Origin of the sequence: Herbidospora mongoliensis, assembly GCF_001570545.1 — a bacterium.
GTDB lineage: Bacteria > Actinomycetota > Actinomycetes > Streptosporangiales > Streptosporangiaceae > Herbidospora > Herbidospora mongoliensis.
The window spans coordinates 25,974-49,941 of sequence record NZ_BBXD01000008.1; the positions used below are offsets into that span (position 1 = coordinate 25,974).

The following is a 23,968-nucleotide window of genomic DNA, read 5'->3' on the forward strand; positions in this document are numbered from 1 at the left end:
ATGCCCGATTCCTCATTCGTGTCCCACGACGGTTTTGGAGACGAGCCGCTCGTCGACGAAGCACAACCGGTAGGCCTCGGAGGAGGCCGTCTTCGTGTTGTAGTAAGCGCAGTTTTGGCCCTCGGGCGGGGGCGGGACGTCGTCCGGGGGGCCGTCTCTGGTGAACGCGGGCAGCTGGGCGGCCGTGTCTCCCACCTTCAGTTTTTCGTACGAGGTCCGGTCCAGGACCGAGAGCGACGAGGTGATCACGCTGATGGGGATCGTGAGCAGGACGATCCCGGCCAGGACCGCCACCGGGACCACCACGGTGTGCAGCAGGCGGCGTCGCACTTGCTGCCGGGCCCGGCCCAGTTCCATGCTGGAGGTGCTGGGCCGTGGGGATGCGCCGTCGACGGTGGGCAGGTCGGCGACGAGTTCGAAGCCGCCGGCCGGGGTCGGGCCGGTGCGCAGGGTGCCGCCCGCGAGGCGGACCCGCTCCCCCAGGCCCAGCAGGCCGGAGCCGCCCGAGGCGACGCCGGGCAGGGATGCCGCCGCCGCCGGGGCGTTGAGTACGGTGAGGCGCAGGGTCGTCTGGTCCCGTACGAGCCGCGTGTGGACGGCGGCACCCGGTGCGTGTTTGGCGGCGTTCGTCAGGGCTTCCTGGAGCAGGCGGTGGACGGCTAGACCGACCATGGGCGGCAGGCCGGCCGGATCGCCGACGCGTTCGAGGGTGACGATCATGCCGGAGTCGCGGGCTCGTTCGACGAGGGATTCGGCGGTCTCGTCCGGCGAGATCGGCTCTTCGTCGTCGGTGCGCAGGACGCCGATGATGTCGCGGAGGCGTTCGGTCGCGGTTCCGGCGGCTTGTCTCAGTTCGCCGATGGCGGCACGCTGCCGGGAGTCCAGCGCGGGGTCGAGTTCCAGGGCGCCGGCGCGTACCGCGATCAGGGTCAGTTCGTGGCCGAGGGAGTCGTGCATGTCGCCGGCGATGCGGGCACGCTCGCGGATGCGGGCGCGGTCGGCGACGGCACGCTGCTCGTGTTCCAGCCGGGCGGCGAGGCGCCACCCCGTGCCGACCAGTTCGGCGTATTGGCGGCGGTAGCGGCCTGCCAGCCAGGGCAGGCCGACGGTGAGCAGGAGTGTCAGCAACTGCGTCGGCCAGCCCCACAGGTCGCGCAGGACGAGCGCCGACAGCGGCAGCCCGATCACCGCGACGGCGGCGAAGAACCACACAGCCGGGCGGGAGTCCGTCGTCCGGTGACCGGCCAGGTAGGCGAAGATCACCAGTGTCGTCCAGTAAACGGGCGTGAGCATTTGCACGTCCTGGAGCAGGCTCAGCGCAACCGGCACGGCCAGCGCCGCCAGCGGCCGCCTCCGGCTCACCGCCACGGCGGCGCCGAGCAGTGGGACGCTCACCGCGGCTGTGATCACTTCGCGGCCGTGCAGGGAGGTCGCCGCCGCGACCGGAGGGGCGCAGGCCACCAGCCACAGCCCGACGTCGAAGAGACGAGAGAACCGCATGACCCTATTGTTCGGGTACGAGACCTGCCTCGTAGGCGAGGATCGCGGCCTGGACGCGGTTCCTGAGGTCGAGACGGGTGAGGATCTGGCTCACGTATCCCTTGACCGTGCCCTCGACCAGGTGCAGGCGGCGGGCGATCTCGGCGTTGGACAGGCCCGCGCCGACCAGGGCGAGGACGTCGCGTTCGCGGACGGTCAGCTCGGCCACCCGGGTGTTGGCGACGGCCTGCTTCCCCAGCGGCCCCGCGCCGAGGCGGGTGATGACGCGTCGCGCGATGGCGGGGGAGAGATACGCGCCGCCTTCGGCGACGGCGCGGATGCCGATGATCAGTTCGCGTGGGTCACCGGACTTGAGCAGGAAGCCGGATGCCCCGTTGGCGAGTGCGCCGGTGACGTACTCGTCTTCGGAGAAGGTCGTGAGCATCACGACGGCGACCTCGGGGAGGACCCTGCGCAGTTCCGCCGCCGCCCGGAGGCCGTCGAGGACCGGCATCCGGATGTCGAGCAGGCAGAGGTCCGGGCGGTGTCGCAGGGCCAGGTCGACAGCCTGGCGACCGTCGCCCGCCTCCGCGACGACCTCGATGTCGCCGGCCGTGCCGAGGATGGCGGTCAGGCCGGCCCGCATCAGTGCCTCGTCGTCTGCCAGTAACACCCGGATCATCGCGCGCTCCTATCGGTGGCGTCTCAGGCTAATGGTGTGGACGAGCCGGGCGACCACCACGGCGGCGGCGGCCAGCGCGCCGGTGCCGGTCCAGATGACGACCGCGAGCCAGCCGTAGGTGATCTGGTGCAGCGTCCCCACCCGGTTCAGCAGGTAGCCCGCCACCTGGGCGAGACCGGCGAAGAACGCGATCGGCAGGGCGTAGGGGATCAGGCGCCACAATGGGCGGCCGGCCCAACGGCGGGCACGGTAGACGCCGAGGAGGCCGAGCCCGAGATTGAGCAGCGTCAGCACGGCCAGCCAGGGATCCACCGTCATGGTGAAGGGGACGGCGCCCTCGTCGGGGCGGCCTTCGAGGATGTCGACCAGGGCGTCGGTGATGATCATGGCGTCGTCACCGGAGATCATCCCGGTGTTGGTGACGACGGCGATGCCGTATCCGCTCGCGGGTAGGAGGGTCTGCGCGGAGTTGTGGGTGAGCAGCCAGCCGGTGTGCCGGAGCCGGGGTGCTCCCCCTGCGGTCTTCCCGGTCCTCCAACCCATGGCGTAGCTGCTGCCGCCGACACCGGAGGCGGTGTGGGTGGTCTCGATCGTTTCGTCGGAGAAGACGTCGTCGCCGGAGCGGTTCTGGGTGATCAGCCACCTGGCCATGTCGGCGGCGGTGCTGACGACGCCGAAGGAGCCGTTGATGAACCACTTCGGGTGAGAACGCCTGATGACCTGGCCGTAGGCGCGGATGTAGCCCTCGCCCGCGCCCGGGAGGTCCAGCGTGGTGTTCACCGTTTTCGTGGACGTCATGCCGAGCGGCCCGAAGATGGTGGCGGCCATGTGGTCGGCGAACGGCACCCCGGTCACCACCTCGACCAGCCGGGCCGCGACGGCGTAGTTGGGGTTGTGGTAAGTCTCCTTCGTGCCGGGTTCGGTGGTCAGGGGAGCCGTGCGCAGCATGGCGACGGCTTCCTTGAGCGTGTCCGGGGCGGGGAGCGTGAGTTCGGGGAAGGTCTGGTCGCTCATGCCGGAGGTCTGGTTGAGCAGGTCGCGTACGGTGATCCGACCGGTCCGGGAGTCGGCCATGGTGAACTCCGGTAGGTACTTCTGGACGGCGCCGTCGATGTCGATCCCGGTCCGCAGAACGGCCAGCGCCGTGAGCGACTTGGACAGCGACGCCAGCGGCATCGGGGTGTCCTTCGTGATGGCCTCGCCGCCCGCCGTGTGGCCGTATCCGGCGGTGTGGACGACCTGATCACCTTTGGTGACCGCGACCAGGGCGCCGGGCAGGTGGGTCCGCTCGATGTAGCCGCGCATGTAGCCGTCGACCGCCGCCGAGGTCAGTTCGCCGGTCCCGGGGGCGCTTGCGCTCGCGGGTCCCGCCGCGAGCAGGACACCGGTCAGAGCGGCGATCGCCGCGAGTCTTCGCATGTGAAGAACGCTAGGAGCGGGTGGGGCGGCCGCTCTGCCGACGATGGGATGGACCTCATCTGACTTTCGTCAGGTGAACTTTGGTTACCCGTGAGGTATTTGTCTGCTTATCAGGGGAATCGCGGCTCAGGACGAACATTCGGAGGTGTGATCATGAAGGCGCTCGTGTACGAAGGTCCCCGGGAAGTCGTCGTCGAAGACGTCCCGGACGCCCGCCTGGAACGGCCCACCGACGTCCTGGTACGTGTCACCACCGCCAACATCTGCGGCTCTGACCTGCACATGTACGAAGGCCGTACCAGCATGGAGACCGGGCGGGTGCTCGGTCACGAGAACCTGGGCGAGGTCGTCGAGGTCGGGTCGGCGGTCGACCGGATCAAGGTGGGCGACATGGTGTGCCTGCCGTTCAACATCGCCTGCGGGCACTGCAAGAACTGCGAGAACGGGCTCACCGGCTTCTGCCTGACCGTCAACCCGGGCGTCGCCGGGGCCGCCTACGGCTACGCCGGCATGGGGCCCTACCAGGGTGGGCAGGCCGAGTTCCTCCGGGTGCCGTACGGCGACTTCAACTGCCTGCGGCTGCCCGGCGACGCGCGGGAGAAGGAGAACGACTACGTGATGTTGTCGGACATCTTCCCCACCGGGTGGCACGCCACCGAGCTGGCGGGGCTGCGTCCGGGCGAATCGTGCGTCGTCTACGGCGCCGGGCCCGTCGGCCAGATGGCCGCCTACTCCGCGCTGCTCAAGGGTGCGAGCAAGGTCATGGTCGTCGACCGGCAGGCCGACCGCCTCAGGGTGGCCGAGTCGATCGGGTGCATCCCGATCGACGACTCCCAGGGGTCGGCCGTCGAGCAGATCCTCGACCTCACCGCCGGTGAGGGGGCCGACCGGGGCTGCGAGTGCGTGGGGTACCAGGCGCACGACCCGCAGGGGGACGAGCACTCCGACGCGGCGCTGAACAGCGTCGTCATGTCGGTGCGGCCCACGGGTGGCATCGGCGTGGTCGGTCTCTTCCTGCCCGACGACCCGGGCAACGCCGACGAGGCCGCGCGGGCCGGGAAGATCCCGTTCGACATGGGGCACTTCTGGTTCAAGGGGCAGTCGATGGGGACCGGGCAGGCGAACGTGAAGGCGTACAACCGGCAGCTGCGGAACATGATCCACACCGGCAGGGCCAAGCCGTCGTTCATCGTGTCCCACGAACTGCCGCTGGCCGAGGGGCCGGAGGGCTACCGGCACTTCGACGCCCGCGACGACGGCTGGACCAAGGTCGTCTTGCACCCCTGATATCTGTTACGGCTCCGCCTGGCCGGCCCCGCCCGCCGTCTCCGGCCCGCTCCGCGCCCGGCGCCAACCGGCCGTTCCCGGTGGCCCGCCGTCACGGGTCAGGTCGAGCACGTGGCGGCTGAACGTGGTGTCGTTCTCGACCACCGTTCCCGTGAGGGTGAAGCCCGCTCTCAGGGCCACGGCCGACGACGCGGTGTTGGCGGGCTCGACCTTGATTACTGCTGTCCGGGCGCCCTCGGAGGCGGCGTACGCGCAGGCGAGAAGCACGGAACGGGTGGCCAGGCCGCGACCGCGCCAGGCTGGATAGAGGCCGTAGGCGATGGCGACCTCGTCCGCGTCGAAGCGGAGGTCGAGGGTGCCGGCCAGTTCGCCGTCCGCCCGGATGCCGAAGGCGCGGTGGGCCGCCTTGATCCGCCATTCGATCGTGCAGTGGCGGAGATAGTCCGCGGTGCCCTCACGGGTCGACCGGCCGCCGTGGAGCCAGCGGATCAGATGCTCGTCCTCGCCCGCCATATGGGCATCGAGGTCGCCGACGTCCAGGGGACGGAGCACGACCGCGATCACGGGCCCACCACGCGGAGCAGTTCGAGGTGGGCCGCGCTTCGGGTGCCCCGGGGCGGGGTGAAGACCAGGAGGCGCTGGTCGTCGGCGGGAGTGAGCAGTGTTTCGCAGTCGAGTTCGATCAGGCCGATCTCCGGATGTATGACGCGCATGCGGCTGTCCCGGCGGACCGCGACCTCGTGGAGTTCCCACAGGTCGGCGAACTCCGCGCTGGCGGTGCGCAGGCGCGCGACCAGGTCGAGCGCGGCCGGGTCGCCGGAGCGGCGGGTGACGGCGGCGCGCAGGTCGGCGACGTGGACGCGGCTGTAGCGGTCCTGCTCGTCGGGTGGGTGGGCGGCTCGCTGGGCGGGGTCGGTGAACCAGCGCCAGACGATGTTGCGGCCGGGGGGATCGACGGTGCAGACGCAGCCGAACAGGGCCTCGGCCATGGCGTTCTGGGCGAGCAGGTCGCCGAGGTCGCCGAGGATCTGGGCGGGGGTCTCCTTGAGCTGGTCGAGGAGGTGGAGCAGGCCGGGGCGCACACGGTCGCCGGCGCATCCCGACGCGGGTGGGCGCTGTCCGGCGAGCAGATAGAGGTGGTCGCGTTCGTCGCGGGTCAGCCGCAGCGCGCGGGCGAGCGAGGCGAGGATCTGGGCCGACGGCTGCGGGCTGCGGGCCTGTTCCAGGCGCATGTAGTAGTCGGCCGACATGTCCGCGAGGCGGGAGACCTCCTCACGTCGCAGTCCGGGGGTGCGCCGCCGGGGGCCGTCGGCCAGGCCCACCTCGGACGGCCGCAGCCGGGCGCGGGAACGGCGCAGGAAGTCGGCGAGTTCGTCCCGGTTCATGGCCATGTCTCCATCATGACCGCCCCTCCGCCGGTGAGCCTGGGGTCGCCGATCCTAGGCAGGCCGGTCAGCTCCTCAACGCCGCCGAAGGATGGCAACGTCCCGGTCATGACGACTGTGACCATAGGAAACGCCCGCATTCCGTACAGGACGGAAGGAACAGGCCGGCCACTCGTGCTGGTGCACGGGACGGGAGCCGGAGCCGAGCTCACCTGGGGGCATCTCGCGACGAGGTTCAGCGATCGCAGGACCGTCGTGCTGCCCGACCTGTCGGGGAGCGAGCGGGCGGTGGACGACGGCGCTTCCCTCACCGTCGAGACGCTCGCGGCGCAGGTCGCGGCGGTGATCGAGGATCTCGGGGGTGAACCGGCCGACCTCGTCGGCTTCTCGCTGGGCGCGCCGGTGGCCGCCGCCGTGGCGGCCCTGAATCCGGATCTGGTGCGCGGGCTCGTGCTGATCGCCGGGTTCGGGCGCACGGACGAGTATCTGCGCAACCTGATGCTCGTATGGCAGGGCAGCGTCGGCGACCCCGCGACGTTCGGCCGGGTCGCCACGGTCACCGGGTTCAGCCGCACGTTCCTGGAGCGGCTCGGGCCGGCGGAGGTCGAGAGGCTCGTGTCCAACATCCGGCCGACACCGGGGGTGCTCCGGCAGGTGGATCTCAACACGCGGGTCGACGTCCGGGCCCTGCTGCCGCGGATCGAGGCCGCGACGTTGGTGGTCGGCTGCGCCCACGACGGCACGGTTCCGGTGGAGAACTCCCGGGAGTTGCACGCCGCGATCCGGGGGAGCGCCTACGCCGAGGTCGACAGCGGCCATGTGGTGGTCTTCGAGCGGCCCGACGAGATTGTCACACTCGTTCACAAGTTCTCCACTTAAGCCGCTTAAGCTGCGGTTTCAGGTACGACTTAGTGGAAGGCAGATCTCATGAGCCACGACCTTGAACTCGTCGAGCAGGCCAACGCGACCGGGAAGATCCCGGCGGTGTTCGTGCACGGATTGTGGTTGCTGCCGAGTAGCTGGGATCGGTGGGCGGCCGTGTTCGCCGAAGCCGGGTTCGCGCCGGTGACCGCTGGCTGGCCGGATGACCCGCACACCGTCGAGGAGGCGCGTGAGCACCCCGAGGTGTTCGCCGACAAGACCGTCGGGCAGGTCGCCGACCACTTCGCCGACCTGATCGGCAAGCTCGACCGCAAGCCCGTCGTGATCGGGCACTCGTTCGGCGGGCTGCTCACCCAGATCCTCGCCGGGCGCGGGCTGGCCGCCGCTTCGGTGGCGATCGACCCGGCGCCGTTCCAGGGCGTGCTGCCGCTGCCGTTCTCGTCGCTGCGGTCGGCCGCGCCGGTGCTGGGCAACCCGGCGAACCGTCATCGGGCCGTGCCGCTGACTTATGAGCAGTTCCGGTACGCCTTCGCGAACGCCGTCACCGAAGAGGAGGCGCACGAGCTGTTCGACGAGTTCGCCGTCGCGGCTCCTGGCGCCCCGCTGTTCCAGGCGGCCATCGCCAACTTCAACCCGTGGAGTGAGGTCAAGGTCGACAGCCACGCCGAGAACCGGGGGCCGATGCTGATCGTGTCGGGGGAGAAGGACCACACGGTGCCGTGGGCGATCTCCAATGCGTCGTACAAGATCCAGCACAAGAACGAGCACCACGTCACCGAGATCGTCGAGATCCCGAACCGGGGGCACTCGCTCACCATCGATTCCGGCTGGCGTGAGGTCGCCGACACCGCGTTGAACTTTGTGCAGCGCTTTGTATAAACCGTGTGAACAACTGACCGATCGGACAGTTCTGTCCGATCGGTCAGTTATCGTGGTGGTGTGACCCGATCCGCCACCTCGATGCGTGCCGACATCCTCGACTCCGCCGTGCGCCTGTTCGCCGCGCACGGCTTCCGGGGCACGTCGTTGCAGGACATCGCGTCGGATGTGGGCTGCTCGAAGGCGTCCTTGCTCTATCACTTCACGAACAAGGACACGATGCTCAGCGAGCTCTTCGCCCCCGTCGGGCAGGAGATCGAGACGCTGCTCGAGCGGCTGGCGCCACTGCGGGGCGAGGAGGCCGCACGGGCCGCCGTCGCCGGGGTGGTGGACCTGTCGCTGCGCTTCCGTGGTCAGGTCAAGATCCTGCTGCTCGACGTCGACGCGCTGCTCTGCCACCCCGAACTGCCCGATGTCAACGGCGTGACCGATCGACTGGTCGACGCGCTCGTCGGGCGGGTGCCTGATCAGGCGCCCAGGGTGGCGGGCTGGATGGCGTTGCTGGGGATCTTCCTGACGACGGCCCGGGGGGTCGACATCCCCGACGAGACCATGCGCGTGGAACTGACTCATGGAGCGTTCCGCACGCTCGGCCTGTCCTCCTAAGAGAGAGCTTTTCATGGCGACCTTGCTCTACCGGCTCGGCCGGTTCTCCTTCCGCAACCGGGGTCGGGTGGTGGCCGTCTGGGTGCTGCTGCTCGCTCTGATGGGTGTCTGCGCGGCTCTGTTCATGGGGCCCTCGGGTGACAAGTTCAGCATGCCCGGCACCGAGTCACAGCGCGCCCTCGACTCCCTGGCCCGTGACTTCCCCCAGGCCAGTGGCGCCACCGGCACGATCGTGATCGCGGCGCCCGAGGGCGCCAAGCTCGACCCGGCGGCGGTGGCTCCGGTGGTCAAGGAGGCCGCGTCGGTCCCCGGCGTCGTCGCTGCGATCGACCCGTTCCAGGCCAAGTCCATCTCCCCCGACGGCCGCTACGCCCTGATCACCGTGCAGTTCGCCGAATCCGCCGAGGATCTCGCCACCGCGACCCGCGACGCCTACCTGAAGGTCGGCGACGGCGTCACCGGCATGCGGATCGAGCACGGCGGTGACGTGCTGCGGGCCCCGCCCGAGGTCGGCGGCTCCGAGGCCATCGGCGTGCTGATCGCCGCCCTCGTGCTGATCGTCACGCTCGGTTCGCTGGTCGCGGCCGGGATGACGCTGCTCAACGCGCTGGTCGGAGTGGGTGTCGGCATGGGGGCTCTGTACGCCCTCAGCGGCGCCGTCGAGCTCACGTCGGTCACCCCCGTCCTCGCCCTGATGCTGGGTCTGGCCGTCGGCATCGACTATTCGCTCTTCATCACCTCCCGCTACCGCCAGTTCCTCACCGAAGGCCTTGCTCCCGAAGAGGCCGCGGGCCGGGCCACCGGGACCGCCGGTTCGGCCGTCGTGTTCGCCGGCGCCACCGTGGTCATCGCGCTGGCCGGGCTGTTCGTCGCGGGCATCCCGTTCCTGACCGTCATGGGTCTGGCCGCCGCCGGGACCGTCGCGGTCGCCGTGTTCGTCGCGATCACCCTGCTGCCCGCCATCCTGGCCTTCACCGGCGCCAAGGTGCTGCCGCGCAAGCAGCGCAACGGCGAGAACGTCACCAAGGAGGGCTTCGGCTACACCTGGGGCCGGTTCGTCACCAGGATGCGCATCCCGATCCTGGTGATCGGCATCGCCGTGCTGGGCGTGCTCGCACTGCCCGCCCAGGACCTGCGCCTGGCGCTCCCCGACACCGGTTCGGCCAAGCCGGGCAGCCCGGCGCGGGCCGCCTACGACCTGACCAGCGAAGGGTTCGGCGAGGGCTTCAACTCGCGGCTGATCGCCGTGGTCACCACCAAGGACGCCGCGACCACGACCGCGCTCGCCGGGCAGGCGGCCGGCATGATCATGCAGGTGCCGGGTGTGCTGGCGGCCACGCCGCCGCAGCCGAACGCCGACGGCACCACCGCGCTGGTCGCGATCATCCCCAAGAACGGGCCGACCTCGGCCGAGACCGAGCAGGCCGTGCACGACATCCGGGCCAAGCTCGCCACCATCGCGGGCGCCGACATCGCGGTGACCGGCGCGACCGCCCTCGGCATCGACGTCTCCGACAAGCTCGGCGAGGCGATGCCGATCTACCTGCTGCTCGTCGTGGGCCTGTCGGTGCTGCTGCTGATGCTGGTCTTCCGGTCGATCCTCGTGCCGATCAAGGCCGCCCTCGGGTTCCTGCTGACGGTCGGGTCGACGTTCGGCATCACCGTGGCGATCTTCCAGGAGGGCCACCTGGCCGGTCTGCTCGGGGTCGACCAGCCGGGGCCGCTGGTCAGCTTCCTGCCGATCCTGCTGATCGGCATCCTGTTCGGTCTCGCGATGGACTACGAGGTGTTCCTGGTCTCCCGGATGCGGGAGGACTTCGTGCACGGCGACACCGCGCAGCAGGCGACGATCAACGGCATGGGGCACAACGCCCGCGTCGTCACCGCCGCCGCGCTGATCATGACCTCGGTGTTCGGCGGGTTCGTCTTCATGGAGGACCCGATCATCAAGTCGATGGGCTTCGCGCTGGCGATCGGCGTTCTGATCGACGCGTTCGTGGTGCGGATGGTGCTCGTCCCGGCCGTCATGTCGATGCTGGGCCGGTCGGCCTGGTGGCTCCCCCGCTGGCTCGACAAGATCCTGCCCGACCTCGACGTCGAGGGGGAGAAGCTGCGCCACCACCTCTCGCAGCCGCCGCTCGAGCGCGAGGCTACCCCGGTGTGACCAGGCCGCTCTCGTAGGCCTGCACCACCAGCTGGGCGCGGTCTCTGGCCAGCAGCTTGGCCATGATCCGGCTCACGTGGGTCTTCACGGTGGCGTAGGAGATGACGAGGTGGGTGGCGATCTCGTCGTTGGACATGCCGGTCGCCACCAGCCGCAACACCTCTCGTTCCCGGTCGGTCAGTCTGGCCAGACCGGGGGCGGGGGTGGGGCGGGGCGGGGTGGCGACGTACTCCTCGATGAGGCGTCGGGTCACGGCGGGGGACAGCAGGGCGTCTCCCCTGGCGGCCACCCGGACCGACTGCAGCAGGTCGGCGGGTTCGATGTCCTTCACCAGGAAGCCGCTCGCGCCCGCTCTCAAGGCCGCGAAGACGTATTCGTCGAGGGCGTAGTTCGTCAGGATCACCACCCGCACGGAATCGAGCGCGGGGTCGGCGCCGATCTTGCGGGTGGCCTGGATGCCGTCCATCAGGGGCATCCGCACATCCAGCAACGCCACGTCGGGCTGCAGGGAACGGCACAGCTCCAGGGCCTCGCCTCCGTTGCCCGCCTCCCCCACGACCGTGATGTCGCCGGCGAGTTCCAGCAGGGCCCGGAATCCGGCTCTGATCAGCGGCTGGTCGTCGGCCAGCAGAACCCGGATCATCGGGGGAGCTCCGCTCGTACGAGAAAGCCCCCGGAAGGTGCGGGGCCGGCTGCCAGGGTGCCGCCGACGGCCACGGCCCGTTCGCGCATGCCGATCAGGCCCATGCCGGGTTCGGCGTCGCCGGGGGTGCCGTCGTCGGCGATCGTCACGATCACCCGGCTGGTTTCATGTGAAACAGTCAGCGTGATCGTGGCGGGGCCCGCGTGCCGGAGCACGTTGGTGAAGGCCTCCTGCGCTATCCGGTACGCCGCCCGGTCGGTCTCCGGCCGAAGCTCCCCCGGCTCCCCCGTCACCGTCGACCTCACCGACAGCCCGACGGCCTCGGCGCGTTCGATCAACGCGGGCAGCCGGTCGAGGCCTGCGGAAGGGCTCTCCGGCTGGCGCAGCACACCCAGCGTCGAGCGCAGTTCCCGCATTGCCTCGTGGCCCGACTCCTTGATCGCCATCAGCGAGGTCCGGGTCCGTGAAGGGTCGCGGTCGAGGAGTTCCAGCGCCACCGACGTCTGCACGTTGATCACCGAGATCGTGTGGGTCAGCGCGTCGTGGAGTTCCTGGGCGATCCACAGGCGTTCCTCGCCGGCCCGGCGCAGCGCCGCCTCGTCCCTGGTGCGTTCGGCCTCGATGGCTCGCTGCTCCACCTCGTGGAGGTAGGCGCGCCGGTTGCGGGCGACCTCGCCGAACACGACGACGGCGACGAGCCAGCCGCTCAGCAGGCTCAGGCCGCCCGGCGCCGGGTCGACGGCCGACAGCCCGGCGACGACGCCGATGCCGGCGGCCAGCACCACGGCCAGCACGATCGCCGGCCTGCGGCGGCCCAGGCTCGCGGCGGTGTAGATCATGATCAGGGCGGGGGCTGCGGCGAAGACGCCCGGATATTGGCAGCCGTAGTAGGCGACCGCGCAGGCTGCGGTCACGCCGCCGGCCGCCAGGGGAGAGCGCCGCCGCCAGACCAGCGTCACCGACGAGACCACGATCAGGGTCAGGCCGAGGGAGTCGATCGGCCGCTCGACCAGCCCGGAGCTGGACATCCGGCCGTAGGTCCCGGCCACGCCCAGGGTGAGCACGAGCAGGGCCAGCACGGTGTCGTTCTTCCAGGGCAACACGTCTGTCACGGTAGGCGAGAGCGGGGCTTGGGGCGTACATCCCGGGATGTACATCGATGACCCGTCCGCAGCCTGACGATCACGCGTGACCGGCCCGGCAGCATGACCGTCCATGAGATGGACCCTGAGGATCACCTCGGCGCTGCATCTGGCCGGGGTGCTCGGCCAGGCGCTGCTGGCCGGGCTGTTCGTGACCGGCGACGTCGACATGCTGAGCCTGCACGAGGGCAACGCCGGAGTGACCCATTCGCTGCTCTATGTCCAGCTCGTGGTGGCGTTCTTCTTCTGGCGGCGGCGCCGGACCGCCTGGCCGCTGTGGGCGACGGGCGCGCTGATCGTGGCCGAGACGCTTCAGGTCTGGGCGGGTCAGGAGCGGGTTCTGGGCCTGCACTTCCCGCTCGGCATGTCGATCTTCGGTGCGTCGGCGGTCATGACGCTGCTGCTCTGGCGGGTCCGATGATCTCCCGGCGCGGTTTCCTCGGTCTCCTGCTGGCGGCCGGGTGCGGCGCCGAGATCTCCGGCGAACGGCTGACCAGCAGGCTCCCCCTGCCCCCGAAGTTCGCCCGGCCCCTGGCACTCCCCCGGACGGCGAAGCCGGAAAGCCCCGGTCGGTACGTCATCACCCAGCGCGCGGCCAAGGTCGAGATCATCCCAGGGACCACGACGGAGATCTGGGGCTACGACGGCACCTTCCCCGGCCCGACGTTCGACCTCAGCAGAGGCGACCTGACCGTAGTGACCATCCGCAACGACCTGACCGTGCCCACCTCGACCCACCTGCACGGCGGCGTCACTCCGGCCGACTCCGACGGCCACCCGACCGACCTGGTCGTCGGCTCGACGCGGCCACACCACCACGAGGGATTCACCCTGCACGACCGGACCAGGGACTACGTCTATCCGCTCGACCAGCAGGCCGCCACGCTCTGGTATCACGATCACCGGATGGACTTCACCGGCCCGCAGGTCTACCGGGGCCTCGCCGGGTTCTTCCTGATCAGGGACGACGAGGAGGCCCGGCTCGGGCTACCGGAGGGGGACCGGGAGCTGCCGCTGATGATCTGCGACCGGTCGTTCGAGGCGGACGGCTCGTTCCGCTACCCGGCGCTCGATCCGTCGCTGCTGCTGCGGCACGGGGTGCGGCAGGCCTATATGGAAGGCGTCGAGGGTGATGTCGTGCTGGTCAACGGGGTGCCGTGGCCGTACGGGGAAGTGGAGGCGGTCAGATATCGGCTCCGGCTGCTGAACGCCTCCAACGCCCGCCGCTACAGGCTGGCTCTGCGCCCGGGTGGCTCGTTCACCCAGATCGGCAGCGACCAGGGCCTGCTGGAACGTCCACTACAGAAGGAAACGATCACCATCGCGCCGGGTGAGCGTTATGACGTGATCGTCGACTTCGCGCAGTATCCGATCGGCTCCCACGTCACGCTGACCGACCTGCTCGGCGGCGACGTCATGCGCTTCACGGTGACCCGGCGAGCGAGGGATGACAGCAGGGTCCCATCACGGCTGACTGATCCACAGCCTGTGGATAACCCCGTGGCCCATCGGACGTTCGACTTCCGCGTCACCGACCGCACCTGGACGATCAACGGCCACCCCTACGCGCCGGGACGGCCCATGGCCACCCCTCGCCTGGGCACGACCGAGATCTGGCGGTTCGTCAGCGACTTCCACCATCCCGTCCACGTGCACCTGGGCCGCTTCAAGATCCTCGGCAGGGAGGACCAGGGCTGGAAGGACACCGTCGACGTCCGCCCCTACGAGACCGTCGAGGTCGCCGTGCGGTTCGACGGTCACCGAGGGCGATACATGATCCATTGCCACAACCTCGAACATGAGGACATGGCGATGATGGCGGACTTTGACGTTGTCTAGGTTGATCACGGATAGTCACATCGATCACATTGAGTCGTGATCAAATACCTCGTCCTCGCCGCCGCCGCTGCCCTGGCCCCGGCGCTCCCGGCCGCCGCCGACATCGTGCCGTACACGGCGATCAGTTTCCACAACGAGGCCCGCGCCTTCTACGGCGCCGGACCGGTCGAGTGGGACGCAGCGCTCCGCGAGGAGACCAAGGCGTACGCGCGGACCTGCTCGTTCATGCCCTCCGACCACGGGAACCGCTACGGCGAGAACCTCTACGTCACCACCAGCCAGGCCGACGACACCACCGTCCTGCGGGACGCCGTGGTCGCCTGGGCGACCGAGGCCATGAAGTTCGACGCGCAGAACCACCGCTACAGCCGGGACGTCGGCCACTACACCCAGATGATCGGCGCGAAGACCGGGCGGATGGCCGTCTCGATCGCCGACTGCCCGGCCGGTGCGATCTTCGTGTCGCCGACCAAGTTCGTGGTCGCCAGGTACAAGGGTGCGGTCAACTCCGCCCTCTGATGATTGATCGCCCGGAGCTCCGCGACTACGACTTGATCTCATGATCAAATACCTCGTGGTCGCGGCGGCCCTGGCCGTCGTCCCGGTCCCGGCCTTCGCCGAGACCATCACCGACGCGGCCCTGGCCAGCCACAACACGGCCCGCGCCCAGTATGGCGCCCGCCCGCTGGCCTGGAACCCGGCGCTGCTGCCCGCCACCCAGACGTGGGCGAACCAGTGCCGCTTCCAGCACTCCCAGCCGAACGGCGCCTACGGCGAGAACCTCTACGCCACCACCAAGGTCGCCGACGACGCCACGATCGTCCGGGACGCGGTGAGGGCCTGGATGGACGAGGCCAAGCTCTACAACTACAGCAACCCCGGCTTCTCCGGCGCCACGGGTCACTTCACTCAGGTCGTCTGGAAGAGCACCACGAATCTGGCCGTCGCGGTCGGGACGTGCCCGGCCAACACGATCTTCCCGAGGGCGTCGAAGTACGTCGTCGCGCGCTACACCCCGCCGGGCAACTGGCTGGGCCAGTTCCCGCAGAACGTCGGCCGTCCCGTCTCCTAACGGAGTTCGGCGAGCACCTCGGCGACCCCGTCCGCCAGCCGGCGGGCGGCGTCGACGTGGTGGGCGGTCCACACGATCCTGACCCCGGTCGCCGTCGCCCTGCCGTCGCCGTCGCTGAGGTCGCGGCTCACCACGGCGATCAGGCGGGCCTCGGCGGCCTGGTCGTAGGGCAGCGGCTCCGGCGCCGGGCCCTCCCGGCCGAGCGACTCCCCGGCCCGCTCGAACCAGGTCGCCACCGGATCGGCCACCGTGGAGATCTCCATGCGGGCGGCCTCGCGATCCCGGTCGGACATGCCCTCCCCGTTCCACAGGTCGACGATGGCCTCCGCGCTGTACTGCAGCACCGTCGCGCTGTTGACCAGCCGCGAGGCCTCCGACATGTGCAGGCGTTTGGTGCCCCGTTCGGCCAGGTAGCCGCGGAACGCGTCGTCGAGACGCTGCATCGCGGCCAGTGCCTGGGCGCGGCCGTCGGCCGGGTAGGCCGACGGCGTGGTGAGGTCGCAGCGGGTGACGCCGAAGTCGACCGCGCCGCGGAAGTAGCGGGCGATGGCGGTGAACGCCTCGTCGAAGGCCCGGCCCAGGGCCGCGCGGGCGCCGCGTGGCCAGAACAGCGCCCCGGCCAGCAGGCTCACCAGGCAGCCGACCGCGATGTCCTCCAGCCGGATCAGGCCGGTTCTCCAGCCGGCGGGCGCGATGATCTCGTACAGGATCAGCAGCAGGACGGTGAACCCCGCCTGACCGGCCATGAAGGTGATCACGGTCGGCGCGAGCCCGGCGATCAGGATCGCGATCGGCAGCAGGATCCACAGGAAGATCGTGTGGCCGTGGACGGCCCACAGGACGAAAGCGCCGATCCCGAACCCGATGGTCGTCCCGGCCAGGGCCCTCAGCGCGCTCTGCCCGGTGGTGACCGCGTTCGAGCGCAGCACGACCATGGCCCCGAGCACCACCCAGAACGAGTGCTCCACCCCCAGCAGGTTCGCGACCAGCACCGAGATGCTGAGCGCGATGGCGCCCCTGATGCTGTTGCGCAGCCACACCGAGTGGCGGTCGGCGTGGGCGGTGACGCGGGCGCGGGCCGAGGTCAGGCGGGTGGGCAGCCCGGCGGGCTGGTGGCCGAGCAGCCGGTCGCGCCACGACCGGGCCTCGGCGGCGACCGCGATCTCGATGTTCCCGGCGATCTCGGAGATGGCGAAACTGATCTCCTGGGCCCGGAACGACGGTTCGAGCGAGGCCACGAAGGCGGCCGCGTCGCCGGGCACCCGCGCGGCGGTGACCTCGTGTTCCATCGCCTGCCTGGCGTGGTGCAGGCGCCGCGTCTCGCCGTCGAGCCGGTCGGTGCGGCCGTCGGAGTCCAGCAGGACCGCGGCCCGCTCGAGGACCTGCGCGGCGGCGGTCTCGACCTCGCAGACCGCAGGGTCGACGGGGCCGGGGCCGCCCTCGAAGGGCTCCCGCTCCAGCAGGGAGTGCAGCCAGGTCACCTGACCGGCCAGCCGCACCTCGGCCCGGCCCGTCGTGGTCAGCCCGGCCGGGCGGTAGGGCGTGCTCCAGAAGGTGTCCTTCAGGTCCCGCACCGCCTCGTCGCCCTGCTCGGCGAGCGCCCGCAGCGGCGGGTTCTCACTCAGCGGCAGCCCGCCCGAGACACACGCGACCTCCAGCCTGATCCGTTCGGCCAGCAGCGTGAGGGCTCGTGTGATCTTCGGCCGCAGTGGGTCGCGGACGGGCGCGGGCCACAGCAGCGTGATCGCCGCCATCGACGCGGCCCCCGCGAGCCACCAGCCGTAGAGCCGGTCGTCGAGGGCCGACAGAGGCACTTGGATCGTCACCGGGAGCACGTACGAGACCAGCAGGGCGGTCGACGCCCCCGCCAGCACCGAGCTGACCACCCCGGAGAACAGGATCAGGAACACCACCGCGACCGTCGTCAGCACCGCGGTCACCACCGCGTGGGAGGCCAGGGTGCCGACGACGATCAGTACGCTTCCGGCCAGGATCAGCCAGAACTGCGCGGTCAGCCGGTCACGGGCGGACCCGCCGAAGTCGACGTACAGCAGCATCGCGAACGAGCCGAATGAGGCGAACATCGACATCCCCGCGTTGCCGACGACCAGGTCGGCGAACGCGAACACGGCCGGCATGACCACCGCCGCGCGGGCGGCCCTGCGGACCGTGTTGAAATCCGGATCCCGATCTCTCAGCCACCTCATACCGCGCATTCTGCGACGTCAGGGACGGTTCGCAGCGGCCCTTTACGCTGGAATTGACAGATCATCATCGGGCGGACAAGGATGCGTGTCGCGTGGACTTAAGGGTGCTCGGGCCGCTTTCGGTGACTCGTGACGGTGTGACCACTCCCGTCACCGGTGCGCCGAAATATCAGCTCATGCTTGCCGCGCTGCTGTCGAAGGCGGGCCAGCCGGTCACGACCGACTGGCTCATCGCGGTCGTCTGGGGTGACCGTCCCCCGGCCTCGGCCCGGCGCAACGTTCACCTCTACGTCCACCAGCTGCGCCGCGCGTTCGGCGCCGACCTGGTGGTGGGGCGGCCCGGCGGCTACGCGATCATCCCGGCGGGCCTCGACGCCTTCAGGTTCCGCGGGCTGGCTCACCAGGGCTCCGAGGCGTTACAGGCCGGCGACCTGGAAGAGGCCCACGACCTGCTGAAGAAGGCGCTCGAACTCTGGCGCGGGCCCGCGTTCGCCGAGTTCCTCGACTCGCCGCCGATCGCCGAGGAGGCGCGGCGGCTGGAGGAGACCCGGCTCGTGGTGGCCGAAGGGCTGGCCGAGGCCGAGCTCGGGCTGGGCCGTCACGCGGAGGTCGCCGTCGAGCTGGCCGCGCTGACCAGGGAACACCCGTTCCGCGAGAGCCTGCGCGGGCATCTCATGCTGGCCCTCTATCGGTCCGGGCGGCAGGCCGAGGCTCTGGAGGTGTTCCGGGAGACCCGTGAGGAGCTCGACAGCCAGCTCGGCATCGAGCCCGGCCCGGCGCTCCAGCGGCTGCACGAGGCCATGCTCCGGGGCGACGACGATCTGCTGCCGGCGGCGGGGGTGCGCCGCGCGGTGTCGGACGTGTGTCCGTACCGAGGACTGATGGCCTTTCAGCCCGATGACCAGGAGTGGTTCTTCGGGCGGTCCGAGCTGGTCGGCCGGTTGCGGGAACTCGTCGAGACACGGCCGGTCGTGGGGGTCTTCGGGGCGTCGGGCAGCGGCAAGTCGTCGCTGCTGCGGGCCGGGCTGCTCGGCGGCTGGCCGGGGGAGGCGCTGATCATCACGCCGGGCGCGTATCCGATGGAGAGCCTAGACAAGATCGACGGCGAGCCGCTGGTCGTGGTCGACCAGTTCGAGGAGATCTTCACCCTCTGCGCCGACGAAGACGAGCGCCGCCGGTTCGTCGCGGCCCTGCTCGACCTCGACGCCCATGTGGTGCTGGGGGTCCGGGCCGACTTCCTCGCCCACCTCACCCAGTTCCCCGGCCTGGCCGACGCCATCGGCACCGCCCAGCTCCTCGTCGGCCCACTGTCGGCGGCCGGGCTCCGCGAGATCGTCACGGGCCCGGCCGAGCTCGCCGGGCTGGCCGTCGATCCCGACCTCCCGGCCACGCTGGTCGCCGACGCGGCCGGGGAACCCGGCAGCCTGCCGCTGGTCTCGCACGCCCTGATGGAGACCTGGCGCAACCGCGAGGGCGCCCGGCTCACACTGGCCGGATATCAGGCGGCGGGTGGGGTGAGGGGCGCCATCGCGCAGAGCGCCGAACGCGTCCACGGCGAGCTCTCCCCCGTCGAACAGCACGCCGCCCGGCGGATCTTCCTGCGGCTGACCGCTCTGGGCGACGGGACGGAGGACACCCGGCGACCGATCTCGAAAACGGAACTCACTGGCGTGGCCGACCCCGAGGTGGTCGCCCGGGTGCTCGACCGGCTGGCCGCCGCCCGGCTGATCGTGCCGGCCGAAGACGGCGTCGACGTCGCCCACGAGGCGCTGATCCGCGCCTGGCCCCGATTACACGGCTGGCTCACCGACGACCGCGAGAACCTGTTCGTCCACCGCCGTCTCACCGACGCCGCCCAGACCTGGGCAGATCTCGGCCGCGATCCGGGCGCGCTCTATCGGGGTGTACGTCTCCTCGCCGTCCGCACCTGGGCCAATGATCACCCGCAGGAGCTCAACGACGTCGAGACGGCGTTCCTGGCCGCCAGCCAGGTTCAGCAACAGGCCGAACGCGACACCGCGAAGCGCAGGGCCAGGACCCTGCAACGGCTGCTGGCCGGGATGGCGGTGCTGTTCCTGCTCGCGGTGACCGGCGGCGCGGTGGCGTTGGAGGAGGCCGACGAGGCCGGATACCAGCAGATGACCGCGACCGCCCGCCAGGTCTCGCTGCTGGCCCGGTCGTTGCTGGCCACCGATCCTGAACTGGCGGGGCTGCTGGCGGTGGCGGCGTACAGGCTGAATCCGGAAGCGGAGACCCGGGGCGGCCTGGAGAGCGTGTCGGCGGCGGCCCGGCGCAGCATCGAGCTCAACGTCGAAGGTCCGGCGATCTTCGGAGTGGCCTTCAGCCCCGACGGCTCCCTGCTCGCCGCAGCGGGCGAAGACGGCTCGATCACCATCTGGAACCCGCGCACCAAGGCGGTGATCAGCAGGTTCACCGAACCCGGCGGAGTCCACGGCCGGGCTGTCGCGTTCAGCCGCGACGGCCGGTCACTCGCCTACGTCGTGCGCTCCCCCGCCCTCGGGTCGTCGGCGGGGGTCGTCGTGGTGCGCGACCTGACGACCGGCGCCGAGACCTTCCGCCGGCAACGCGACCACCTCACCGACGCGCTCGCCTTCGACGGCGACCTGATCGCCTTCGCCGACGGAAACGTGGTCGAGATGGTCTCCGGGGGATCGTCGCGCCTGCTGAAGCGCCACCGGGCCGAGGTCGCCGCCCTGGCCTTCAGTCCTGACGCGAAAGTGCTGATCAGTTCGGGCGGCCTGCACGATCACCCGGCCGTCTGGGACGTGAAGTCGGGGGAGTACGTCGGCACGCTCGACACGGAGAACGTCCACCGCCTCGGCTTCGACGCCGCCGACGGCACCCTGGCGACCGGCTCCTCGCACGAGGGGGTGCGCCTCTGGCACGTCACCCCCACCGAGATCACCTCTCTGGGCGGCCTCCCCAGAAGGTCCCCCTACACCTGGGACATGTCCGCCCCCGCGAACGGCCGGATCGCCGTCGCCGACGAAGACGGCCTGATCACCGTCTGGGACCTCGCCCGCCACGAGGCCGTCGCCACCTACCAGGACCGCAGCCGAACCGAAGCACTGTCCCTGGCGCTGAGCGCCGACGGGAAGCTCATGGCCTCGGCCGGGCTGGGCCGCACCATCGTCGTCAGGGAGAACCCGATCCCCCCGTTCACCGGCCACAGCGGCGCGGTCAACGACATCGAGGCGAGCCCCGACGGCCGCATGATCGCCTCCGCGAGCAGCGACGAGACGGTCCGATTATGGGATTCGGCCGGCACCCCCATCGCGACCCTGGCCGACCATCCCGATCATGTACGAGCCGTCGCCTTCAGCCCCGACGGCCGATCACTGGCCTCGGTCACCCGCAGCCACACCCTGACCGTCTGGGACCTGCCGACGCGTAGGAAGATCGCCGCCACGACGTATCCGGGTCTCGGCGCCTCCACCGACGTCGCCTTCCAGCCCGGCGGCCGATACGTCGCCGCGACCGCCTTGGGCCGCTTCCGCTGGGCCCTGCCCGGACTGACGGACTCCCCGCTTCCTGGGCAGCTCGCCTCGGCGCTGGCCTTCAGCCCCCGCGATCCGCTGCTGGCCACCACGGGCCCGGCCGGTGATCTGCTGATCTGGGATCTCACGAAGAACGCGGAGGTACGGTCACTCCGCACCCACCAGGGCTCCATCCTCGACGTGGCCTTCAGCCCCGACGGCACGACCATCGCCACGGCGGGGGCCGACCACACGATCCGGCTGTGGGACGGCGTGACCGGCCGGGAAAGAGGCACCCTTCTGGCCGGTCACACCGCCCCCGTCCAGGTCCTCGCCTTCGGCCGTGACGGCCTGACCCTCGCCTCGGCCGGAGACGACCACACGGTGATCGTGTGGGACCTGACCTCCCGGCAGGTGATCACCCGCCTCACCGGCCACACCGCCCCCATCCGGGGTCTGGCCTTCACCCACTCCGGAGAGCTCGTCTCCGGGGGAGAGGACGGGCGGATCATCCGATGGTCCCTGCGCCTCGACGTCCTGGTGACGGCGATGTGCCGGGAGATCGGCCGTGACCTCACCCGGGAGGAGTGGGCCAGATACATCCCTTCCCTGGACTACCGGCCCACGTGCCGATGATGGGAGAGGGCGGTATAGGCCAGGTATAGAGAGCTCAGAGGGACTCGTCCGCCCAGGCCAGGACGACGAACGGTTCCCGGCACGAGGGATGATGGACACGTCTGGTCGTCACCCGGTACCGCGACTCCTCGACGTCGAGGATCCCGATCTCCTGGTTGATCGTCAGCAGCAGCCCGTGGCACGGGCCACCGATGCAGATCGCGTTGGGCTGGGGCTTCATAGTCACAATGAGACTACGCTGTCCCCTGTGAACAACTCCGAGTGGGTGGTCCTCTGCCTCCTCGCCCGCGAACCCGCCCACGGCTTCGCCCTCGCCCGCCTCACCGCGACCGCGGGGCCCATCGGCCGGATCTGGCACATCCCCCGGCCCCTCGTCTACCGCGCCCTCGACGCCCTGGTCGCCCGCGGCCTGGCCGAGCCGATCGGGATCGAACCGGGCAGGGGCCCGGCCCGGCGGCTGCTCCGCGTCACCCCTTCCGGCCGCGCCCGCGCCGACGAATGGCTGGTCACGCCGGTGAGCAGGATCAGGGACATCCGCACCGAGTTCCTGGTGAAGCTGGCCCTGCTCCAATGGTCGGGCCGGGACCCCCGCGGCCTCCTCGACGCCCAGGCCGAAACGCTGCGCCCCATCGTGACGCAGCTCTTCGGCCTGCGGGAATCGGCCGAGGGGCTGGACCAGGCCGTCGCCTCGTGGCGCTACGAGACAGCCGTGGCGGCCCTGAGACTCGCCGAGTCCACCAGCGAGTAGAACTCCCGCAGTGAACGCGGGCGACGGCCCAGGATGTCGGCCACGGTCGTGGTCGTGCTCGCCCAGCGCCCGTCGCCGATCTGCGCCATGAGTTCGGCCAGGTCGTGCGCCGCTTGGGCGGGCATGCCGCCCTTCTCCAGGCGGGCGGCGTTGTCGTCGGCCGACAGGTCCACGTAACTGACGGCCCGGCCGAGCGCCCGGGTGAGTTCGGCGGCGATCTCGTCGTGCGTCGGCGCGCTGGGCCCGGTGAGCTCGTAGGTGGCGTCGGCCCCGACGGGACGCGTGAGCAGCGCGGCCGCGACCGCCGCGATGTCACGCGCGTCGATGTAGCCGACCGGGCCCCTGCCGTACGAGCCGAAGAACCGCCCCTCGTCGTCGACGTCGCCCGCGAGGTTCTGCATGAAGCCGACGGGCGCCAGGATCGCCCACGGCACCCCCGACGCCTTGAGGTGCGCGTCGACCTGGCCGTGCATGCCGAACCCGAGCAGGCTGCCCGATGTCACGCCGCGCACGGAGACGGTCACCACCTGCGCCGCGTTCGTGGCCGCGTGGTCGATGACCGCCTGATGGGCCCGCACGAAGCCCGGCCACAGCGAACTGTTGAGAAAGAGCCGGTCACCGGGCTCGATCGGGATGCTCTCGGGCCGCTCCAGGTCGCCGACCACGTAGTCGCATCCCAGTTCTTCACCCTGTTCGGGACGCCGCACCACGGCCCGCGCCGCACCGCCCAGCTCCCCGATCAGCGCACGCCCGATCGTGCCCGTCGCGCCCGTCACCACGATCGCCATGCGACCTCCTAAGCGGAATGATGTCCTCCACTTCTATATAATAAGCGGAAGACCATCGTCCACTTCAAGGGGAACTCCATGCGCGCCGACGCCCGCCGCAATCGGGACAAGATCCTGGAGGCGGCCCGCGAGGTGGTCGCCGAGCGGGGCACCGACGTGCCCATGGAGCTGATCGCCCGGCGCGCCGGCGTCGGCGTCGGCACGCTCTACCGCCGTTTCGCCGACCGAAGCGTGCTGCTCGCGGCCCTGGCGGAGCAGTACGTCTACGAGCTGATGGACGCCCTCGACCACGCCGTGGCGGCCGAGCCCGACGCCTGGACGGCCGTGCGCGCCTTCGTCGCCCACAGCGTGGAGAAGAGCCGGGGCGCCATCGCGGCCGCGCTGGCCGGGACCTCCGCGCCCGAGGCGAGGCAGGCGCTGGTCGACCGCATCGACGAGCTGGTGCGGCAGGCGCAGGCGGACGGCGCGATGCGTCCAGACGTGGGCACCGACGACCTCATGGAAGTGCTCAACGTGTTCGCCTGCCATCCGGGCGTCGTCCCGGCGCGCTTCCTGCCCCTCATCCTCGACGGCTTGCGGAGTTCGCCACCGAGTAGTTAGTTGGTGACTACGT

General features: G+C 70.5%; 22 protein-coding genes. 12 read left to right on the forward strand and 10 right to left on the reverse strand.

All coding sequences use genetic code 11. The annotated features are described in order from the left end of the window. Positions 1-12: 12 nt before the first annotated feature. Genes AW272_RS00185 through AW272_RS00195 form a run of 3 tightly spaced genes read right to left on the reverse strand, consistent with a single transcriptional unit; the run spans position 13 to position 3,580 of the window. The gene (locus AW272_RS00185) at positions 13-1,500 is read right to left on the reverse strand and encodes a sensor histidine kinase (RefSeq protein WP_066359847.1); all 1,488 of its coding nucleotides are present in this window, start codon (positions 1,498-1,500) and stop codon (positions 13-15) included. Positions 1,501-1,504: 4 nt separating this feature from the next. Beyond that, on the reverse strand, positions 1,505-2,161 hold the full coding sequence (locus AW272_RS00190) for a response regulator (RefSeq protein WP_066359848.1): 657 nt from the start codon (positions 2,159-2,161) through the stop codon (positions 1,505-1,507). A gap of 9 nt (positions 2,162-2,170) precedes the next feature. Then, entirely contained in the window at positions 2,171-3,580 is a 1,410-nt protein-coding gene (locus tag AW272_RS00195) for a serine hydrolase domain-containing protein (RefSeq protein WP_066359849.1), read from the reverse strand. Positions 3,581-3,733: 153 nt separating this feature from the next. Here AW272_RS00195 and AW272_RS00200 point away from each other — a divergent pair, with 153 nt between their 5' ends. After that, positions 3,734-4,867 carry a glutathione-independent formaldehyde dehydrogenase gene (locus AW272_RS00200; protein WP_066361153.1) on the forward strand — a complete coding sequence of 378 codons (1,134 nt, stop codon included), beginning with the start codon at positions 3,734-3,736 and terminating at the stop codon, positions 4,865-4,867. Between the two features lie 6 nt (positions 4,868-4,873). On the opposite strand, the gene AW272_RS41595 is transcribed toward AW272_RS00200, so the two are convergent. Next, positions 4,874-5,431 carry a GNAT family N-acetyltransferase gene (locus AW272_RS41595; RefSeq protein ID WP_066359851.1) on the reverse strand — a complete coding sequence of 186 codons (558 nt, stop codon included), beginning with the start codon at positions 5,429-5,431 and terminating at the stop codon, positions 4,874-4,876. Beyond that, the gene (locus AW272_RS00210) at positions 5,428-6,258 is read right to left on the reverse strand and encodes a helix-turn-helix transcriptional regulator (protein ID WP_066359852.1); all 831 of its coding nucleotides are present in this window, start codon (positions 6,256-6,258) and stop codon (positions 5,428-5,430) included. The genes AW272_RS41595 and AW272_RS00210 overlap by 4 nt, the downstream gene beginning before the upstream one ends. Before the next feature lie 102 nt (positions 6,259-6,360). Between AW272_RS00210 and AW272_RS00215 the strand changes: the two genes are divergently transcribed. Genes AW272_RS00215 through AW272_RS00230 form a run of 4 tightly spaced genes read left to right on the forward strand, consistent with a single transcriptional unit; the run spans position 6,361 to position 10,783 of the window. Next, a complete protein-coding gene (locus tag AW272_RS00215; RefSeq protein ID WP_066359853.1) occupies positions 6,361-7,131 on the forward strand; it encodes an alpha/beta fold hydrolase in 771 nt (256 codons plus the stop codon). Between the two features lie 48 nt (positions 7,132-7,179). After that, a complete protein-coding gene (locus tag AW272_RS00220) occupies positions 7,180-8,013 on the forward strand; it encodes an alpha/beta hydrolase (protein ID WP_066359854.1) in 834 nt (277 codons plus the stop codon). Between the two features lie 60 nt (positions 8,014-8,073). Next, positions 8,074-8,619 (forward strand): TetR/AcrR family transcriptional regulator, encoded by a 546-nt coding sequence (locus tag AW272_RS00225; protein ID WP_066359855.1) that lies wholly within the window; start codon positions 8,074-8,076, stop codon positions 8,617-8,619. A 13-nt stretch (positions 8,620-8,632) separates the two neighbouring features. Beyond that, complete coding sequence (locus AW272_RS00230; protein WP_066359857.1) at positions 8,633-10,783, forward strand: MMPL family transporter; 2,151 nt, start codon at positions 8,633-8,635, stop codon at positions 10,781-10,783. Here the strand turns inward: AW272_RS00230 and AW272_RS00235 are convergent. Both AW272_RS00235 and AW272_RS00240 read right to left on the reverse strand, forming a co-directional pair. Further along, on the reverse strand, positions 10,770-11,426 hold the full coding sequence (locus tag AW272_RS00235; RefSeq protein ID WP_066359860.1) for a response regulator: 657 nt from the start codon (positions 11,424-11,426) through the stop codon (positions 10,770-10,772). The genes AW272_RS00230 and AW272_RS00235 overlap by 14 nt on opposite strands. Continuing rightward, positions 11,423-12,529 carry a sensor histidine kinase gene (locus AW272_RS00240; protein WP_157518055.1) on the reverse strand — a complete coding sequence of 369 codons (1,107 nt, stop codon included), beginning with the start codon at positions 12,527-12,529 and terminating at the stop codon, positions 11,423-11,425. The genes AW272_RS00235 and AW272_RS00240 overlap by 4 nt, the downstream gene beginning before the upstream one ends. A gap of 112 nt (positions 12,530-12,641) precedes the next feature. Here AW272_RS00240 and AW272_RS00245 point away from each other — a divergent pair, with 112 nt between their 5' ends. From AW272_RS00245 to AW272_RS00260, 4 genes are read left to right on the forward strand one after another with little or no spacing between them, the layout of a single operon-like run. Further along, positions 12,642-12,989: a hypothetical protein gene (locus AW272_RS00245; RefSeq protein WP_066359866.1), complete on the forward strand. Its 348-nt coding sequence runs from the start codon at positions 12,642-12,644 to the stop codon at positions 12,987-12,989. After that, positions 12,986-14,407, forward strand: coding sequence for a multicopper oxidase family protein (locus tag AW272_RS00250; protein ID WP_066359868.1), 1,422 nt, complete (start codon positions 12,986-12,988; stop codon positions 14,405-14,407). Before AW272_RS00245 ends, AW272_RS00250 begins: the two co-directional genes overlap by 4 nt. 36 nt (positions 14,408-14,443) lie before the next feature. Beyond that, positions 14,444-14,926, forward strand: coding sequence for a CAP domain-containing protein (locus AW272_RS00255; protein WP_066359869.1), 483 nt, complete (start codon positions 14,444-14,446; stop codon positions 14,924-14,926). Between the two features lie 40 nt (positions 14,927-14,966). Next, positions 14,967-15,479, forward strand: a complete 513-nt coding sequence (locus tag AW272_RS00260) for a CAP family protein (protein ID WP_066359870.1) — start codon at positions 14,967-14,969, stop codon at positions 15,477-15,479. On the opposite strand, the gene AW272_RS00265 is transcribed toward AW272_RS00260, so the two are convergent. Beyond that, complete coding sequence (locus AW272_RS00265) at positions 15,476-17,686, reverse strand: FUSC family protein (protein ID WP_083957771.1); 2,211 nt, start codon at positions 17,684-17,686, stop codon at positions 15,476-15,478. The two genes, AW272_RS00260 and AW272_RS00265, sit on opposite strands and share 4 nt — an antisense overlap. A 92-nt stretch (positions 17,687-17,778) precedes the next feature. On the opposite strand from AW272_RS00265, the gene AW272_RS00270 reads away from it, so the two are divergent. Further along, positions 17,779-21,819 (forward strand): nSTAND1 domain-containing NTPase, encoded by a 4,041-nt coding sequence (locus tag AW272_RS00270; protein WP_157518057.1) that lies wholly within the window; start codon positions 17,779-17,781, stop codon positions 21,817-21,819. Positions 21,820-21,853: 34 nt separating this feature from the next. Here the strand turns inward: AW272_RS00270 and AW272_RS43020 are convergent, their stop codons facing one another. Further along, positions 21,854-22,039, reverse strand: coding sequence for a hypothetical protein (locus AW272_RS43020; RefSeq protein ID WP_169807461.1), 186 nt, complete (start codon positions 22,037-22,039; stop codon positions 21,854-21,856). 27 nt (positions 22,040-22,066) lie between these two features. Between AW272_RS43020 and AW272_RS00275 the strand changes: the two genes are divergently transcribed. Continuing rightward, a complete protein-coding gene (locus AW272_RS00275) occupies positions 22,067-22,567 on the forward strand; it encodes a PadR family transcriptional regulator (protein WP_169807462.1) in 501 nt (166 codons plus the stop codon). On the opposite strand, the gene AW272_RS00280 is transcribed toward AW272_RS00275, so the two are convergent. Beyond that, complete coding sequence (locus AW272_RS00280; RefSeq protein ID WP_066359876.1) at positions 22,516-23,355, reverse strand: NAD(P)H-binding protein; 840 nt, start codon at positions 23,353-23,355, stop codon at positions 22,516-22,518. The genes AW272_RS00275 and AW272_RS00280 overlap by 52 nt on opposite strands. 78 nt (positions 23,356-23,433) lie before the next feature. Here AW272_RS00280 and AW272_RS00285 point away from each other — a divergent pair, with 78 nt between their 5' ends. Further along, complete coding sequence (locus tag AW272_RS00285) at positions 23,434-23,955, forward strand: TetR/AcrR family transcriptional regulator (protein ID WP_066359878.1); 522 nt, start codon at positions 23,434-23,436, stop codon at positions 23,953-23,955. Positions 23,956-23,968: the final 13 nt, after the last annotated feature.